The organism is Ruegeria sp. H3, assembly GCF_056533095.1.
The window spans coordinates 173,449-190,905 of sequence record NZ_JBQFOD010000007.1; the positions used below are offsets into that span (position 1 = coordinate 173,449).

At 55.9% G+C, this 17,457-nt stretch carries 17 protein-coding genes; 11 read left to right on the forward strand and 6 right to left on the reverse strand.

From position 1 onward, the window contains the following. The first annotated feature begins 88 nt into the window (after positions 1-88). Genes ACR0JE_RS10600 through ACR0JE_RS10615 form a run of 4 tightly spaced genes read left to right on the forward strand, consistent with a single transcriptional unit; the run spans position 89 to position 4,083 of the window. Positions 89-1,051 carry a cytochrome ubiquinol oxidase subunit II gene (locus ACR0JE_RS10600; protein ID WP_480864135.1) on the forward strand — a complete coding sequence of 321 codons (963 nt, stop codon included), beginning with the start codon at positions 89-91 and terminating at the stop codon, positions 1,049-1,051. Continuing rightward, complete coding sequence (locus tag ACR0JE_RS10605; protein ID WP_480864136.1) at positions 1,048-3,135, forward strand: cbb3-type cytochrome c oxidase subunit I; 2,088 nt, start codon at positions 1,048-1,050, stop codon at positions 3,133-3,135. Before ACR0JE_RS10600 ends, ACR0JE_RS10605 begins: the two co-directional genes overlap by 4 nt. Next, positions 3,132-3,764: a cytochrome c oxidase subunit 3 gene (locus tag ACR0JE_RS10610; RefSeq protein WP_480864137.1), complete on the forward strand. Its 633-nt coding sequence runs from the start codon at positions 3,132-3,134 to the stop codon at positions 3,762-3,764. The genes ACR0JE_RS10605 and ACR0JE_RS10610 overlap by 4 nt, the downstream gene beginning before the upstream one ends. After that, positions 3,757-4,083, forward strand: a complete 327-nt coding sequence (locus tag ACR0JE_RS10615; RefSeq protein ID WP_353011352.1) for a cytochrome o ubiquinol oxidase subunit IV — start codon at positions 3,757-3,759, stop codon at positions 4,081-4,083. Before ACR0JE_RS10610 ends, ACR0JE_RS10615 begins: the two co-directional genes overlap by 8 nt. A gap of 18 nt (positions 4,084-4,101) precedes the next feature. Here the strand turns inward: ACR0JE_RS10615 and crcB are convergent, their stop codons facing one another. Both crcB and ACR0JE_RS10625 read right to left on the reverse strand, forming a co-directional pair. Continuing rightward, on the reverse strand, positions 4,102-4,464 hold the full coding sequence (crcB, locus tag ACR0JE_RS10620; protein WP_480864138.1) for a fluoride efflux transporter CrcB: 363 nt from the start codon (positions 4,462-4,464) through the stop codon (positions 4,102-4,104). Further along, positions 4,457-4,828: a FluC/FEX family fluoride channel gene (locus tag ACR0JE_RS10625; protein ID WP_480864139.1), complete on the reverse strand. Its 372-nt coding sequence runs from the start codon at positions 4,826-4,828 to the stop codon at positions 4,457-4,459. Before ACR0JE_RS10625 ends, crcB begins: the two co-directional genes overlap by 8 nt. Positions 4,829-5,063: 235 nt before the next feature. On the opposite strand from ACR0JE_RS10625, the gene ACR0JE_RS10630 reads away from it, so the two are divergent. Continuing rightward, positions 5,064-6,644 carry an FMN-binding glutamate synthase family protein gene (locus ACR0JE_RS10630; RefSeq protein WP_480547939.1) on the forward strand — a complete coding sequence of 527 codons (1,581 nt, stop codon included), beginning with the start codon at positions 5,064-5,066 and terminating at the stop codon, positions 6,642-6,644. A 5-nt stretch (positions 6,645-6,649) separates the two neighbouring features. Here the strand turns inward: ACR0JE_RS10630 and ACR0JE_RS10635 are convergent, their stop codons facing one another. The 4 genes from ACR0JE_RS10635 to ACR0JE_RS10650 are packed head-to-tail and all read right to left on the reverse strand — an operon-like array spanning position 6,650 to position 10,566. Continuing rightward, on the reverse strand, positions 6,650-7,306 hold the full coding sequence (locus ACR0JE_RS10635) for an ABC-type transport auxiliary lipoprotein family protein (protein ID WP_480864140.1): 657 nt from the start codon (positions 7,304-7,306) through the stop codon (positions 6,650-6,652). Next, a complete protein-coding gene (locus ACR0JE_RS10640; RefSeq protein ID WP_480864141.1) occupies positions 7,303-8,619 on the reverse strand; it encodes an MlaD family protein in 1,317 nt (438 codons plus the stop codon). Before ACR0JE_RS10640 ends, ACR0JE_RS10635 begins: the two co-directional genes overlap by 4 nt. Positions 8,620-8,624: 5 nt before the next feature. Further along, positions 8,625-9,440: an ABC transporter ATP-binding protein gene (locus ACR0JE_RS10645; protein WP_480864142.1), complete on the reverse strand. Its 816-nt coding sequence runs from the start codon at positions 9,438-9,440 to the stop codon at positions 8,625-8,627. Position 9,441: 1 nt separating this feature from the next. Then, on the reverse strand, positions 9,442-10,566 hold the full coding sequence (locus ACR0JE_RS10650) for an ABC transporter permease (protein WP_480547942.1): 1,125 nt from the start codon (positions 10,564-10,566) through the stop codon (positions 9,442-9,444). 206 nt (positions 10,567-10,772) lie between these two features. On the opposite strand from ACR0JE_RS10650, the gene ACR0JE_RS10655 reads away from it, so the two are divergent. The 6 genes from ACR0JE_RS10655 to ACR0JE_RS10680 all read left to right on the forward strand — a co-directional run bounded on the left by ACR0JE_RS10655 (position 10,773) and on the right by ACR0JE_RS10680 (position 17,442). Then, positions 10,773-11,177, forward strand: coding sequence for an SxtJ family membrane protein (locus tag ACR0JE_RS10655; protein ID WP_353011338.1), 405 nt, complete (start codon positions 10,773-10,775; stop codon positions 11,175-11,177). 17 nt (positions 11,178-11,194) lie between these two features. Next, positions 11,195-11,344 carry a DUF5989 family protein gene (locus ACR0JE_RS10660; protein WP_353011336.1) on the forward strand — a complete coding sequence of 50 codons (150 nt, stop codon included), beginning with the start codon at positions 11,195-11,197 and terminating at the stop codon, positions 11,342-11,344. A gap of 4 nt (positions 11,345-11,348) precedes the next feature. Next, positions 11,349-13,184 carry a carbamoyltransferase family protein gene (locus tag ACR0JE_RS10665; RefSeq protein ID WP_480544094.1) on the forward strand — a complete coding sequence of 612 codons (1,836 nt, stop codon included), beginning with the start codon at positions 11,349-11,351 and terminating at the stop codon, positions 13,182-13,184. A 72-nt stretch (positions 13,185-13,256) separates the two neighbouring features. Continuing rightward, positions 13,257-14,789, forward strand: a complete 1,533-nt coding sequence (locus ACR0JE_RS10670) for a sulfatase-like hydrolase/transferase (protein ID WP_480864143.1) — start codon at positions 13,257-13,259, stop codon at positions 14,787-14,789. 56 nt (positions 14,790-14,845) lie between these two features. After that, on the forward strand, positions 14,846-16,741 hold the full coding sequence (locus ACR0JE_RS10675) for a hybrid sensor histidine kinase/response regulator (RefSeq protein WP_480864144.1): 1,896 nt from the start codon (positions 14,846-14,848) through the stop codon (positions 16,739-16,741). Then, positions 16,741-17,442 carry a response regulator transcription factor gene (locus ACR0JE_RS10680; RefSeq protein WP_480864145.1) on the forward strand — a complete coding sequence of 234 codons (702 nt, stop codon included), beginning with the start codon at positions 16,741-16,743 and terminating at the stop codon, positions 17,440-17,442. Before ACR0JE_RS10675 ends, ACR0JE_RS10680 begins: the two co-directional genes overlap by 1 nt. Positions 17,443-17,457: the final 15 nt, after the last annotated feature.

Here is a 17,457-nt window from a genome sequence, read left to right on the forward strand (position 1 = left end):
GACATGTCGCCTTGCGGTCGAAAAACCTTGAGAAATGCGCGGTCTCTGCCGATAGTTGTGACCAATGTAGCAGCGAAAGAGAGCAGGCATGACCACGAACAGAGCGTCCTTTGTGGCAAATGTGGTTCTGGTAGCCCTCGGAATTCTGGTCGCGTCGACGCATATGGCAGGGGCCAGTGACAGTTTCATGGACCCCCAGGGCCCTATCGCGGCAGTGCAGAAAACGCATCTTCTGCGCGCAACAGCGCTGATCCTCATTGCCGTTATTCCTGTCCTGGTTTTGGTTCCATTGATCGCACTGCGCTATCGACGTCGAAAAGGAGGGAACGCGGCGTACAGGCCCAATTGGGATTTTTCCGCCCGGCTTGAGATGCTGATGTGGGGCGTACCGGTGGCCATCGTCGCAATCCTGTCCTTCTATCTGTGGAAAACAACCTATCGGCTTGATCCGTATTCAGCCCCGTTTGGTGACGAGCCTGCCGTGCAAGTGCAGGTTGTTGGTCTGGATTGGAAATGGTTGTTCATCTATCCCGATTTTGGCATCGCCACAGTCGGAGAGCTTGGCATTCCCACCAAACAACAGATCGCCATGACACTGACCACCGATACGGTGATGCAATCTTTCATGATCCCAGCTTTGGCGGGGCAGATTTATGCAATGCCGGGTATGACAACCAAGCTGCATCTGGTCGCGGACCAACCCGAGGTAATGCAAGGCGAAAACACCCAGTATAACGGGCGCGGTTTTACCAAGCAGAAGTTCGAAACGCTTGCGATGAGCCCAGATGATTTCGAGACCTGGGTCAACAAGGTCCGTCAGGGCGGTATCGTGCTTGACGCGGAAACGTATAAAACCCTTGCCATGCGCACCGACCGGGATGAGGTTCAGGCCGCGCTTGGCACGCCCGAGATGCCAGACCGTGCCGTGTATTTCAAACTGGATGACGGGGATCTGTTCCATACCATTCTCCACCGATACCATGGCGGCAAAGCACTGCCACTGGATCAACAACCCGGAACAGCTGCATATGGGCAGGAGGTCGACCAATGACATCGGAAAGCGGTTTTTTTGGTCGCCTGAGCTGGGATGCATTGCCGATCACCGGCCTGATTCAGGATCCCAACGCTAATGAGATTGTAGCCAATGCCGCCGCAGGTATTGTCATCGTAGGGGCAGTCGCCGTAGTTGGTTTGCTAACCTGGTTTCGGCTTTGGGGGCCCTTGTGGCGCGATTGGCTAACAAGCGCTGATCACAAGAAAATCGGCATCATGTACATCGTCTTCGCCATCGTGATGCTCGCGCGGGGCGTTCTGGAGGGCGTTGTTATGCGCGCCCAGCAAGCCGCCGGACCGGGCGACGGTTTCCTCGAGGCCGAACACTTTGCCGAACTGTTCAGCACCCATGGCACGATCATGATCTTCTTCGTCGCCGTGCCTTTTGTGTTCGGAATCGCCAACTATGTTATTCCGCTGATGATCGGCGCTCGGGATGTGGCTTTTCCGGTGATGAACCAAATCAGCCTCGGCCTGACGGTATCGTCCGGTATGATGCTGATGGTCTCGCTGGTGGTCGGAGAGTTCTCGACCGGGGGCTGGACGGCCTATCCGCCCTACACGGGGGCTGCGTTCAACCCCGGTGTTGGGCCAGATTACTGGATTTGGGCCATCGTTGTCTCAGGGATCGGAACAACGCTGACGGGGATTAACTTCGCCGTCACGATCTACAAGCTGCGCGCGCCGGGTATGACGTTCATGCGTCTGCCGATGTATTGCTGGACGATCATCTGCAGTTCCATCCTGATAGTCTTCGCCATGCCGCCCTTGGGCGTAGCAGCGCTGTTGCTGGCAGCGGATCGCTATCTCGACTTCCACTTCTTCACCAACGACCTTGGCGGCAATATGATGAACTACGCCAACCTGTTCTGGCTGTTCGGCCACCCCGAGGTATATCTGCTGGTTCTGCCCGCCTATGGTATCTATTCCGAGATCTTCGCGACCTTCTCGGCCAAACGGCTCTATGGCTATACCTCATTGGTCATCGCCACAATGTCGATTGCGGTGCTGTCCTTCACTGTCTGGCTGCATCACTTCTTCACCATGGGCCAAAGCGCGCTGATCAATGCAGTATTCGGCATCGCAACTATGCTGATCGCCATCCCGACGGGCGTGAAAGTCTATGATTGGATGGCGACGCTGTGGCGGGGACGCATCCGGTTCTCAGTTCCCATGCTGTATGGTCTCGCCTTCCTTATGCTGTTTGTTATCGGTGGCCTAAGCGGCGTGATCCTAGCCAATCCAACCATTGACTACCAAGTGCATAACACTCTGTTTCTAGTGGCGCATTTCCACAATGTCCTGTTGCCAGGCGTTCTGTTCGGCTTGCTGGCCGCCTATAACTACTGGTTCCCCAAAGCCTTCGGGTTCCGTTTGCACGAAGGCTGGGGCAGGGTAACAGTCGCGCTCTGGACGATTGGTTTTATGCTGACTTTCATGCCGCTTTACTTTGTCGGCCTGATGGGCATGCCCCGACGATCCTATAGCTGGGAGGACCCAAGCTTTCACCCTTACATGATCGTCGCCGTCATCGGAGCCTTGGTTATCACCGCAGCGCTGTTTTCAGTTCTGGTGCAGCTATGGGTCAGCATCCGCAACCGCGATAAAACCCGTGTTCCCGTTGGTGATCCATGGGATGCGCGCACGCTGGAATGGTCTATCCCAGCACCACCGCCACCTTATAACTTCGCCATCATCCCGCAGGTCACTGACCGCGACAACTTTGCTGCCGCTAAGGAACGCGGCGCGGCCTATCCAGCCCCTGATGCCTATGAGGATATCGAAATGCCACGCAACACCGGCATCGGATTTATCCTGTGTGTGGCCAGTGGAATTTGGATGTTTGCATTGGTCTGGTGGATTTGGTGGCTGGCCGCGCTGATGACCGTTGTGATGATCCTGGCCTTCATCCTCTGGACCTTCGACACCAGTACCGAAATCACCATCCCGGCAGAAGAAGTCCAGCGCGAACATGAGGCTTGGCTGGCATTGGTACATAGCGAATCCGCTGTGGACCGCGACCATGAGACGGCCCCGGAAAACCGCGGCCTTGCGCGCCCAGACATGGAGGCGGTGACATGAAACGTGCTCCAACCCACAGCTATCCGGGCATAAATCTCGGTGACCGCCATGCCAGCGCCCATAAGGCTTCTGAGGTCGTAACTTTCGGCTTCTGGGTCTTTTTGATGAGCGATCTGGTCTATTTCGGCCTGATGTTCGCCATCTATATTACCATGATCGACGCTCAGGCAGGCGGGCCAGGGCCACATGAGCTGTTCGACCTGACCAGCATCTTTGTGCAAACCATGATCCTGCTGACCAGCAGCCTGACGGTTGGATTGGCGATGCTGGCCCTGAAGTACAATCTGCCGCGACCACGGATCATCCTTTGGTTTGGAGTGACTCTCTTGCTGGGGATCAGTTTCCTTGTATTGGAGATCCGAGACTTTATGGCCATGGCCGAAAAGGGCGGCATCCCGCAGCGCAGCGGGTTCCTCTCAGCCTTCTACGGCCTCGTGCCACTACATGGTCTGCATGTTGCTGGGGGATGCGTGTGGTTGATTGTGCTGGGTATCCAACTGCGGGTTATGGGCATGACCGATGTCGTCAAATCACGTGTGGTCAGGCTGGCGCTGTTCTGGCACTTCCTTGACCTGATCTGGATTGGCATCATCACGATCGTCTATTTCGGAGGGCTAACCTATGGATAAACGCTCTGAAATGCACCGGCGCGAGCGGCGGCGTTACGTGATCGGCTATGGCGGTTCGTTACTGCTGACTTTCGCGATGTTCGGAGTGGCCTATCGCTGGGGGATTGAAACAACCGGTGTTTATCTAACCATTGGCCTGCTTGGGCTCGCTCAGCTGATCTTTCAACTGGTCTATTTCTTACATATCGACCGCAGACGCAGCAGCCGAGAGGATTTGGACCTGATCCTGTTCTCAACTCTTGTCTTATTGATCATCATCCTCGGCACGGTCTGGATTTTGGGCAACCTCGCGGTTCGCATGCACATGCATCCGATGTAGGAAACGTGGCCCGTTCGGCTATCGGATCAGCTCCAACCCCAGCCACAAAGCACCCCAGCACAGAACAAGACTGACCATGATATTGCCAGCCGCCAGTGCAAGCGTGCGTTCGCGGCGCAATTCCAGCGTTTGATAGGCAAAGCTTGAGAATGTTGTGAACCCACCACAAAAGCCAAAAACCAGGCGCCTCTGCTCTTCCCCCATCTCAACAGGACCGCCCAAATAGCCGATCCAGAGGCCCAGTAACAGGCTGCCGATTACATTCACCATCAGGGTCGACAGTGGCAACGCATGCGTAACTCGCAATGCAAGCCAATGGCGCAACACTGCGCCCAGACCACCACCCAGGGCAAACATTGCGTGCAGGTAGAGATCAGTCACTACCGCTCCTTCCTGCATGAAACCGTCGGCCGAGCGCTTCGCCTGCCAAGGCTGCGGCCAGACCGAATGCAATCTCCAGCCCCGCAGCGGCAAGTGCAGTCCAAAACGTGGTTTCGGCCAAACGCTCAAGCTCGGCCACGAAAGAAGAAAAGGTCGAAAGGCCACCACAAAACCCAACCGCCCCTAGATGTAGAACATGGGCATGAACCCGGTGGCGGATCGCATAGAGCCAGCCCAACACGAAACACGCAAACACATTTATGCCAAATGTTGCGGTCAGCACAGGCGCGCCAGAGACCTCGAATGCGAACGCCTCACGCAGTAACGACCCCAGCGCGCCGCCAACAAACACAGAAAAAAACATCAGGGCTTGTTCGTGTAGTCCGCGTTTGGTGTCTGGTCTCGTCAAGTTAGCTGCCTTTTGCTTTGGTATGATCCGAATACCGCCTGCGAAACGCGGGATCAATCAACGCCTTAACAAGGTTTCACATTCGCGTCCGGTTTGATTTCAATGGGCCGAAGGGCTTGCAATCAAAAGCCAAGCTGTTTCACTTTGGCTTCAACACCTTTGGTACATACTTCACCCACGGAGATCAGAAATGGTTGTACGCAGGCTTTATTACTTTCTGAGTTTCGTCTGTCTGCCCTTGGTGGCTGTCTGGGGCTTTTTTTGGTCTCCCGCGCATTGGCTTCTGGTTCTGCTGATCCCTTACGCCGTGGTTGGGATGTATGACATGCTGACTACTAAGCACAACGTGCTGAACAACTACCCAGTGCTGGGGCACTTCCGTTATATGCTGGAATTTGTCAGCCCCGAAATCCGCCAGTATTTCGTCGAAACCAACGAAAGCGGGCGGCCGTATAATCGGATCATTCGCAGCCTTGTCTATTCCCGTGCCAAGGGCCAGGTCGACACACAGGCGTTTGGCACTCAATACGATATCACGACCGTAGGTTATCATCGCTCCAACCACTCTCTGGCCCCAAAAGAAGTGGACAAGAGCGAAGAAAGGGTGATGCTGGGCGGCCCGCAATGCGAAAAGCCCTATAACGCATCGCGCTTGAATGTTTCGGCCATGAGCTTCGGTGCGCTCAGCGCCAATGCAATCCGAGCGCTGAACGGCGGAGCCAAGGACGGCGGTTTTGCGCATAACACAGGTGAGGGCGGATTGTCCCCACATCACCTCGCCGAGGGTGGAGATATTATCTGGCAGATCGGTACCGGCTATTTCGGCTGCCGTACACCGGACGGAGGCTTTGACAAAGACCTGTTCGCCGAAAAGGCCAAGAAGGATGTTGTCAAAGCAATAGAGATTAAGCTGTCCCAAGGGGCGAAGCCCTCGCACGGCGGCGTTTTACCCGCCGCAAAAGTCGACAAAGAAATCGCCGAAATCCGTGGCGTGCCCGAGCATCAGGACGTGATCTCACCACCCATTCATTCGGCTTTCGACGGTCCAACCGGGCTGATGGAGTTTGTACAGCACTTGCGCGAAATGTCAGGTGGTAAACCCATTGGTTTCAAACTGTGCATCGGCCACCCATCCGAATTCATGGCGATCTGCAAAGCAATGCTGGAAACCGGTATTCTGCCCGATTTCATTACCGTCGATGGGGCCGAAGGAGGGACTGGCGCCGCCCCGGTCGAGTTCACCAACCGCCTGGGCTTACCCGTAAATGAGGCAGTGGTCTTCGTGAATAACTGCCTTCTGGGGGTTGGGCTACGTGACAAAATACGGATCATCTGCGCAGGCAAAGTGGCCACAGGCTACGACATGATCGAAAAGTTCGCCCTTGGTGCGGATATGTGCAATGCCGCCCGGGCGATGATGTTTGCCGTTGGCTGTATTCAGGCCTTGCACTGCAACACAAACCGATGCCCGTCAGGCGTGGCCACCCAGGACTCGATCCGGGGCAGGGCGGTCAACGTACCGCAAAAACGTCAGCGGGTGCACCGGTATCACGATGCCACACTCGAAAGCTTCCGGGAACTGCTGGGCGCAATGGGCAAAGCCACGGTCTCGGATCTGCATCCCGGCGATATCCGCCGTCGCATGGCAGATGAGACTGAGCGTTCTTATGCCGAAATCTACACTTTCGTCGACGAAGGCGCACTTTTGTCTGGCAAAGCGCCGGACAACTACACAGCAGAATGGGATCGCGCGTCAGCCGCGCATTTCTAGTGGCATCAATTGATCGTCGATCGGGGCTGACTATTGGCATGCGTATTGATCCGACGCACGCTCCATTCCACTGAATCCCGCATTGCTCGACCCAGGGCAAGGTCAAACGCATTGACCAGATCCGGTGTCTGATCGCTGGCTGAAACCACGTTTTCCTGGAACGAACTGGAGGCGATGATCTTGTCCTCGAACGCATCGACGATCTTGATGTTCATCCGAACGTCAACACGCACGGTTTTTGAGTTTTCAGTCTCGGCAGTCACGATGCCCTGAAACTCACGCAAATCCGGCACGATGATATAGTCTGCGCGCAGGCCTACGGTCGACCGCCCGACTGCGGCCACCTTGCCCGAGTTCTCATAGCTTTCGACCAACAGAGCCTGTACAATCAGCGGTGCGCGATCCACCCACCGGGCGCGAGGCAGATACTGAACCTGTAGCGGTGTCGGCTGAACTGCGATCTGGTCGGTGTTCACCGCGGCGGTTGCTGTGGGTTCTTCAACAACGATCTGCATCTGGATACGCGGCAACGTAGACGCAAACGTACTTTTGGGAGTCAAAAGATACAGGTCATTGGGTTTGGATGCTTGCTTCAATGTACCCAATCCCGCGCAGCCACCAAGGGCCACCGCGATCAGAGTAAGAAATAAAGGCCTGATCATTGACGGAACTCCGATGCTTGGGTGCCCAACAAAAAGCGTGCCGGGTCGCGCTCAACCTTGTCGACAAGGCGGTCTAGGCTGATAACCAGGCGCTGAGATTCTTCAACAAAGCGTACGAATTGCGGCAAACCGACCCGCAGGAAATCCGAAAGCTGGCGACGATTGTCTCGGACGATGCCGTCGATGGTTCCAAGCAGTTCTTTCGCAGAGTTCGACGCGCTGAGCACATCATCCGAAATCTGGTCGATCTTGACGGTGATGCGCGAGACGGTTTCGGTCACCTGATTGGCAGCGCGGCTGATATCCTGGGCAACCGGGCCGACTTGTGTTTCTATTATACGGTTGGCCGAGTCAAAGGCGCGCTCGGCCGAGGCCAAAACCCCTTTGGTTGAATCCATCGCAGCGGTGATCGAACCCAGCGTTGTGTTCGCATTGACAACTGTCTCTGTGATCACGCCCAGTGACACGCTGGCTTCTTCCGACAACCGCGTCAGATGATCCGCAAGGTTGGACCCGCGCTGAATAAACGGGCGCACATCTTCTTCGATGGTCCGGTTCGTGGTTGCCAGTGTCACCTTGGCCTCTTCCAGCGCTTCTTTGGCGGTGTCGGACGCTGATTTGACGGATTTCAGCGTCTCACTACCCGTCTGCAACGTGGATTCCGCAGCGCTGATAAGCGGATCCAGCTTTGTGGTAAAATCACCGATTTGCTTGGCGGCCTCTCCAATATTGCCTGAGACGGATTCAAAGTCTGAAAGTGTCTTGTCCAGTCGTCCCGTGGCCGAAGCCAGATTGGCCAAAATGTCAGAGACTGCCTTTTGGTTCTTCTCATCAACGATAGAGTTCAGCTCCTGCAGCAGGCTGACGGCCTCGTCCAGAACTTTTGGGGCCCCTTCGAACAGGGATTGAATGGTGCTGCGTTTGCTTTTGATGACACTGTTATTGGGCAACCGCTCAGCCGTGCTGGACCCTCCACTCAATTCCACGTAGCCAACGCCGGTCACGCCCAGAGATTGCAGCTGTGCGATGGTTTCCTTTGTGACAGGGATGTCGGCGTCGACCTCAATCCGGACCCGAACTTTCGATGGATCATCTTCATCAAGATTCAACGAGATCACTTGCCCGACCGGAAGGCCATTGTAGCTTACGCCACCCGCCGCAGACAGGCCCGACACATTTTCGAACAACACGTCATAATATGCGTACTGGCGGGTCACTTCGAATTTCGCGAGCCACAGGAAAAAGCCAAAAGCACCCAATATCCCCGCAAGAGTGAATGCGCCGATCAGAATGTAATTCGCTCGGGTTTCCATCGCCTCTACCTGTCCTGCCCTTTGTCTTGCGCCGCGCGGGCACGGGGGCCTGTGAAATACTCCTGCACCCAAGGATGATCGACCTTGGTCATCTCTTCTATCGCACCTTCAACCAGCACGCGCTTTTCTGCAAGCACGGCGATCCGGTCGCAAATCGCATAAAGACTATCCAAATCATGCGTCACCATGAAAACGGTCAATCCCAGCGCCTGCTGCAATTCGCGGATCAGATCATCATAGGCGGCGGCCCCGATCGGGTCCAACCCAGCTGTGGGTTCGTCCAGAAACACAATCTCAGGATCCAACGCCAAAGCCCGCGCCAACGCTGCCCGTTTGCGCATACCGCCTGACAATTCCGATGGGAACTTACCACAGCTCAGCTGCGGCAATCCCACAAGGCTGATCTTGAGGCCGCCCAGCGACTCCATTAGTTTTTCGCTGATCCCCGTATGCTCGCGCAACGGGGCCATTACGTTCTGCAACACCGTCAGCGATGAAAACAGCGCTCCATCCTGAAACGCCACGCCCCAATGGCGTTCAATGCGGCGGCGATCCTGTTCGGGGCCGTTCAAGACATCAACGCCCAGAACCTCGATACTGCCAGCAGCCGGTTTGTTCAGACCCACGATAGTCCGCAACAATACAGATTTGCCGGTACCCGAGCCGCCAACAATGCCCAGAACTTCGCCGCGCCAAACATCGAGGTTTAGGTCGTCATGCACCACCTGTGGGCCAAACTGATTGCGCAATCCGCGCACTCGGATCACGGCCTCTCGCTGCGTGTCTGCCGGGGCTGATTGATGCTGCACCGTACCGTCCATCTCAGATCCCCATCTGCGAGAAGAAGATCGAGAACAAGGCGTCGATGGCGATTACCATGAAGATCGATTGCACCACCGACGCGGTCGTGCGTTGCCCGACGCTTTGGGCCGACCCTTTGACCTGCATCGCCTGCCAACAGGCTATCACACCAATGACCAGAGCAAAGAACGGCGCCTTGATCAGACCGATGGCCAGTTGCCAAACCCCCGTGCTTTCGTTCAGGCGGGTCAGGAACATGCCCGGGCTTATCCCCAGATCAATCCAGCTCATCAATGCGCCGCCGAACAATCCGGCCATGTCGGCCACAAAACCCAGAATGGGCAACATGATCAACAGGGCCAAAACGCGCGGGATCACCAGCACCTCAATCGGGTCCAGGCCTAGGGTCCGCATGGCGTCAATCTCTTCCTGAACTTTCATCGAACCGATTGAGGCGGTAAAGGCCGATCCGGACCGGCCCGCAACGATGATCGCGGTCAGCAGAATACCCAGTTCACGTAGGATCGAGATCGAGATCAGCTCGACCACAAAAATCTCGGCCCCGAACTGTTTCAACTGCGTGGCACCTTGAAAAGCCAGCACAACGCCGATTAGGAACCCCATTAACGCCACAATCGGCAACGCCTTGAAGCCGGTTTCCTCCATATGTGTCACAAGCGCGGCGCGGCGCAGCCTCCAGGGCATAACGACGGTTCGGGCCAGACGGTGCAGGGTCAGCCCTAGGAACCCAAGGATCGACATTGTGTCCTGCCACGCCCCGAATGTGCCGCGACCCACACTTTCGACCCAATCTGCAAAGGTTCTGGGCGGGTCCAGCCGACCGGGCTGTTCGGGGATGCTATGCGACACAGTATCAATCAAGGCGGCATGCGCAGGCTTAAGGCCCAGAAACTGGAGCTGCGCGCCCTGAGCGGTGAACCGCTGTGACAAGTCTGCCACGAGCCACGCGCCGCTGGTATCCAGCGCTTCCATCTCGGTCAGGTCGAACGTCACATCGCCGCCAACGGGCTGAATGGCGCTAAAGCCACGCTCAACGTGTTCCACTGACTGCGTGAGCAATGCGCCCGAGATATGCACAACCGTACGGTCGCTTTCCTGCGAAGACGATATCTGAGGCGGAGTCATGCCTGCATGTGACGGAAAAAGAAGATCGGCTGCAACGGGTTTGTGTATTTGCGCCCTGATTTGACCGGTCGGAATGGCACCCGTGTGACACTGGTTAGCGCCAATGGGCGAATTTCCCGAAGGTGAGTGACCTAATTCACTTGTTTCAACCAAAGGTAATGGTATCTTTATGGACGTAATTGTTTGTTGTTATTCGGTTGTGTTTCATGTCTGACCATCAAGCCAATGTTGATGTCGAAATCGGGTCTGAACGAGGGTTCGGTTTTGTCTTCACGGCAGTCTTTCTGATCATCGCACTCTGGCCCCTTTGGGGCGGCGGTTCTGTGCGGTGGATACCCCTGGCAATCGCGGGGGCCATTCTTGCGGTAACCTTCCTTGCGCCGCAGGTTCTGACCAAGCCCAATCGGCTTTGGTTCAAATTTGGAATGTTGCTGGGGGCCATCGTAGCACCCATCGTCATGTTTCTGGTTTTCATCACGACATTCGTGCCCTTCGGACTGGTGGCGCGCCTGTTGGGAAAAGATCTTTTGTCTGAGAAATTAGACAGTTCCGCAGAAAGCTATTGGGTTGTTCGCAAGGATCAGCCCGGCAGCATGAAACAACAGTTTTAAAGAAGGGAGTACCAGACGTGACATTCGTTTCCGAGCTCTGGTCATTTATGAGGGTCAGAAAAAAGTTCTGGCTACTGCCCATCCTTGTGGTGCTGGGCATCTTCGGTGGCCTGATCGTTCTCAGCCAAGGTTCGGCAATCGCGCCGTTCATCTATACGCTGTTCTGATCACATGACCTACATTTTGGGCATTTCCGCGCTGTATCATGACAGCGCAGCAGCACTGCTGTGCGACGGCAAGATCATTGCCGCCGCGCAGGAAGAACGCTTTACCCGCAAGAAACATGACCCTGGATTCCCGGAAAAGGCGATTGAATACGTACTGGCCGAATCAGGGATCACCCTGGCGGACGTGGACAATGTTGTCTTCTATGACAAACCGTTTCTAAAATTCGAACGCCTGATCGAAACCTACATCGCCGTTGCTCCACGCGGTTTCAACTCGTTCCGAATGGCGATGCCGGTCTGGCTGCGGGAAAAGCTGTTTCTGAAGGATTTGCTGAACAAACAGCTTCGTAGGATTGATCCCGATTTCACCGTCGACAAGATTTTGTTTTCGGAACACCACGTCAGCCATGCCGCCAGCGCTTATTATCCCTCGCCCTTCGACGAAGCGATTGTTCTAACCGTAGACGGTGTTGGCGAATGGGCCACCACAACCGTCGGGATTGGGCGCGGCAACGAACTGACGATGGTGAAAGAGCTGCACTTCCCACACTCGCTGGGGCTGCTTTATTCTGCTTTCACCTACTACACCGGCTTCAAGGTGAATTCCGGTGAATACAAGGTCATGGGTTTGGCACCTTATGGCGTGCCGCAATTTAAGGACCTGATCCTTGAACATCTGGTCGACCTGAAAGAGGACGGCTCATTCCGCCTCAATCAGAAATACTTCAACTATACAGCCGGTCTGACCATGACCAACAAAGCGCTGGAGGACCTGTTCGGCCATCCCGTGCGCAAACCTGAAACCGATCAGCTGACACAGTTCCATATGGACATCGCCGCATCCGTGCAGGCCGTGACCGAAGAAATCATGCTGCGCATCACCCGCAATCTGGCGCAAGAACACGGCATCCGTAATCTGTGCATGGCGGGCGGCGTAGCACTGAACTGCGTGGCCAATGGCAAAATCCTGCGCGATGGTGCGTTTGACAATGTCTGGGTGCAGCCTGCTGCCGGTGATGCAGGCGGGGCACTGGGGGCGGCCTATGCCGCCTGGCACCAGGAGCTGGGCAATCCGCGTCAGGTCACCCCTGGCGATCAGATGCAGGGGTCATATCTTGGCCCGCGTTACGAAGATGGCGCAATCGCCGATGAACTGACCCGTGTCGGAGCCAAATTCACCACTTACGAAAACGGTGAGTTGGTTAACCAAACCGCGCAGGCATTGGCGGACGGTAAGGCTGTTGGTTGGTTCCAAGGCCGGATGGAGTTTGGACCACGCGCCTTGGGCGCGCGCTCAATCCTAGGCGATCCACGATCCGAGTCGATGCAGAAGACCTTGAACCTGAAGGTCAAATACCGCGAAAGCTTCCGCCCATTTGCACCATCTGTTCTGCGCGAAGACGTAGCCGACTGGTTCGAGCTGGATGGCGACAGCCCCTATATGCTGATCGTGGCCGATGTTCAGGACAAAATCCGCCGCAAGATGACGGATGAGGAAAATGCCCTGTTTGGCATCGACAAGCTGAACGTCAAACGGTCGGATATTCCGGCTGTGACGCACGTGGACTATTCTGCCCGTATCCAAACAGTGCATGAAGACACGAACCCGGCCTATCACGCGCTGATCTCGAAGTTCAAAGACCTGACCGGATGCTCGCTGGTGGTGAACACCTCGTTCAACGTGCGGGGTGAGCCAATTGTCTGCACGCCCACGGATGCGTTCCGCTGTTTCATGGGCACCGATATCGAGGTCCTGTCGATCGGCAACTGCCTGTTGCGCAAAGAAGATCAGGACCCCGCGCTCAAGGAAAACTACGAGACCAAGTACGAACTGGACTAAACCCTTGCGAGGGTAGCCGTTCCGCGACACAGTCCGCACCTGAAACTCGGGTGCGGATTCGGAGTGCGCGACATGGGCCAGGCCGGAAAAGTTCTGTTCATTATCATCGATCAGCTACGGGCAGATTGCTTGTTCGGCGCGTTGGCAGATCATGTTGATCTACCGCATCTGTGCGCGTTCATGAACGAATCTGTCTCGTTCAAACGTCACTACTCTGTGACAAATCCCTGCGGTCCTTCGCGCGCTTCATTGCTGACCGGCCAATATGCGATGAACCACCGATCCGTCCGCAATGGCACGCCGTTGCGCCATGACATTCCCAATATCGCCTCCGAGATGCGCAAAGCAGGTTATATGCCAATGCTGTTTGGCTACACCGACACCTCGGCAGACCCACGTGTTCACGATTTGAATGACCCCGTGCTAACATCCTATGAGCAATCAATGGATGGATTTCTTGAGGTCATCGAGATGCGGCTGGAGGAATCCTATCCTTGGCGCGCGCATCTGATGAAACAAGGCTATGCGTTCGACACCTATATGGATGTCTATAAACCGGTCTCACCCTTTGGGGAGGCGCCAAAGCTGAATGACCCAGCGCTCTATCGCGCTGAGGACAGCGACACTGCCTTTCTGACCGACGCGTTTCTCGACGGCATCGCGCCCTACCAAGATCAGAACTGGTTTGCGCATCTAACCTATATCCGCCCGCATCCACCGCTTGTTGCACCGGCACCCTACAATCGGATGTATGACCCCGTCACTTTGCCTTTGCCGCGGCGATTGGGGACACCCGAGGCCGAAAAAGCGCATCACCCGTTTTTTGATCCGAATCTCGACCTCTACAAAGCAGTTGATTTTGTTCACGGTTTCGATGAGGTCGAGTCGACAGACGAGAATATTCAGATCCTGCGCTCGATCTATTTTGGGTTGGCGACCGAGGTCGACCATCATATTGGCCGCGTCGTTCAGTATCTGAAAGACAGCGGGCAATATGACGACACTCTGATCGTTATCACCGCTGATCATGGTGAGATGCTGGGCGACCGTCACAGTTGGGGCAAGATGACTGTCTATGATGCGGCGTATCATACGCCGCTGATGATCCGGATGCCCGGCAATCAGGCGCAGGCTGGGGCCGAAATCACCGTGCCAACGGAATCCATCGACATCACACCAACGATCCTGCATTGGGCTGGGCAATCGATCCCAAATGAGATGGACGGCCGGTCTCTGACCCCCCTGTTGCAAGGCGAAGTGCCCAAAGATTGGAGGGGTTACTCATTCAGCGAACTGGATTTTGCTGAGCCGGAAAACCCGACCCTATGGCAACAACGTCTTGGCACCAAAAACAGCGAGTCCTGTCTGGGTATCCTGCGCGATGACCGCTTTACCCTGGTTGAATTTGCCGCCGATTTGCCGCCGCTTTTGTTCGATCATCAAGGGAAAGGTGAATTCGAGAACGTCGCAGAAAATCCCACCTATGCGGCTGACCTTGCGCGCCTTTGTAGGCAGATGTTGCGCCATCGGATGCGGAACATGGACCACACACTGTCACTGCATTCCAATACGCCCGATGGGCCCAAGATGCGCATGCGGCATTGATCCCCTCTACACCTGCTGGTCGTCAGGTGCTACGGGTAGAATAGGGGAGGGTGAATTTGCGCATCACCGAACAACGGATCAAGGCGATGACAACCGCCGGGCTGAACCTGATCGGCCAGGCGCTTTCCATCTATGACAGCCAGTTGCGCCTGGTCCTTAGCAACCGACGGTTTCAAGAAATGTTCGACCTTCCCGATGCACTGGTGCAACCCGGCGCGTTGTTTCGGGACACGATCCACTTTCTGGCGAGCCGTGGAGAGTACGGTGACGAGGGAAGTGTCGATGACATGGTCGAAGTGCGTGTCGAACAGGCGCTGGCGTTCGAGCCACATTACATGGAGCGCGAGCGTGCAAATGGTCAGGTGATCTCGATCGAAGGCGCACCGCTGCCTCAGGGTGGTTGGGTGGCAGTCTATACAGACATAACCAGCGCAAAACGCGCCGAAAACCTGCTGCGCGCGCGATCTGAGGAATTGTCAGGCCAGCTGCTTACCCATGCCGAAGAGCTTTCGGCCACCAACCGGAAACTGGCAGCAACCATCACCGCGCTGGAAGAGGCCAAGCGCGAGCTGACCGAGATCGAAGCCCGGACCCGTCTGACAACCGAGATGATGCCGGCCCATATCGCGCATCTGAACAGCGAGGGGCGATACGATTATTCGAACCGGCGGCTCAGTTCTGTCATGCCGGGGCGACCATCTGAGATTTTGGGCCTGCACATATCTGAAGCGCTGGGGTCAAACGCCTTTGCCCGGGTCAGTGCTCATCTGCAAAACGCCTATAATGGCAAAACATCGGTGTTCGAGTTCACTGAAGATCAAGACTCGCGCCGCATCCGCGTGTCTTTCACACCTGACGGGGCAGGGGGCGTTTATGTGATGTCGGTAGATATCACCGAAGAAACCCAAGCCCGTGTCGCCCTGCAACAAACCCGCCGCCGTGAAATGGCTGCGCAGATGACAAATGGCCTGGCGCATGACTTTTCCAACCTGCTGACAATCATCCTGGGCATGCAATCCCAGCTCGACAAGATGGCGTTGCCAGAAGACGCACACGCGCTGATCGCGGCAACCCAAAAAACAGCGCGGCGTGGTGGTCAGTTGTTGAACCGGATTGCGGATATGACCGGCCATCGCACACCTCAACCAAAAGCCACCGATCTGCGCCGCTTGCTCGAGGATTTGCGGATATTGGCCACCCCGTCCTTACCGCGTGGCGTTGGGCTGTCTGTTGTGAATACTTTGCCGGATCAGGCGCTTATGCTTGATCCCGGGATGCTTCAGGATGCGCTGCTGAACCTTGTTCTGAACGCACGCGATGCTTGTGGCACAACCGGGCAGGTGACGATCAGTGCACATGCAATCGGCGATATCTGGATCGAAATCACAGTTTCCGATACCGGTTCTGGCTTTTCGTCTGAGGCACTGGAGAAGGCTTTGAACCCCTTTTTCACAACGAAAGGCAGTGATGGATCGGGCCTTGGTTTGCCGATGGTTTATGACACCGTAAAGCTGGCGGGCGGTGACCTGAACCTGCGCAATACGCCCTCAGGCGCATCGGTGATCTTGCGCTTGCCCTATCGCCCCGCGCCCCCCGCACAAGAAGGGCTTGTGCTATTGGTCGAAGACAGCGACGATCTGCGCGGCCAATTTCGGGATATGCTGATCGACCTTGGCTTTTCGGTGATCGAGGCGACCTCGACAGATGAAGCACTGGCTCTGACTGAGACCGTGGAAGGGATTGTCATGGTGCTGTCCGATATTCGACTTGAGGGCACGGCGACCGGGCTTGATCTGTTATCGCAACTCAAATCTCGCTTGCCCTGCATACTCATGACATCACTACCCTATACCGATCCTCTGCACCGACAGGCATTGGCCATGGCGCCTGTGCTGAGCAAACCCTTTTCCAAGGCACAGTTATCCGCCCTTGTCCGAACCGAGGCCGCCTGATGACCCAGCCATTGGTAACCATATTGGATGATGAACCCGAGATTCGGCATATCCTGACAGATGCTTTGGAAGAGGCTGGGTTTCGAACCCAAAGCTATTCCCGGGCCCGCGAGTTCGAGGCCGCACTGAACCAGATCACACCTGACGTCTGCTTGGTGGATTTATCCCTGCCGGATACGGATGGCCTGGCCCTGGTACACCGACTGGCGCTGGAACAAGGTGCGGCCGTGATCATTGTGTCGGGCCGCGCGCAAGTTCAGGATCGCGTGGCCGGTCTGGAATTGGGAGCGGATGACTACATCACCAAACCCTTTGATCCAACCGAGGTTGTGGCGCGTATTCGTGCTCGGCTACGCGCGCCGCGCGGTCAAAGCTCGAACACCAATATCGCCGAGTTCAACGGGTGGACGGCATATTTTGATCGTTATCTTCTGAAGGACAAATCGGGGGCCGAAACACCGTTCAGCCACGCCGAAGGAGAGGTTTTACGCCTGTTTCTGGAAAGCCCCAAACGCCTGATCAGCCGCGCACAAATGCAGGATTCTCTGGGTGGCGCAGCCGGGGACAGCTTCGACCGCGCCATGGATGTGCGCATCTCAAGGCTACGAACCAAGCTTGGTGAAGACCCCAAGAACCCGCGCTTGATCAAGACGATATACGGGGCGGGCTACATCTTTCTCGGCGATGTCGCTTGGAAATAGGCTGCGTACGGGTTG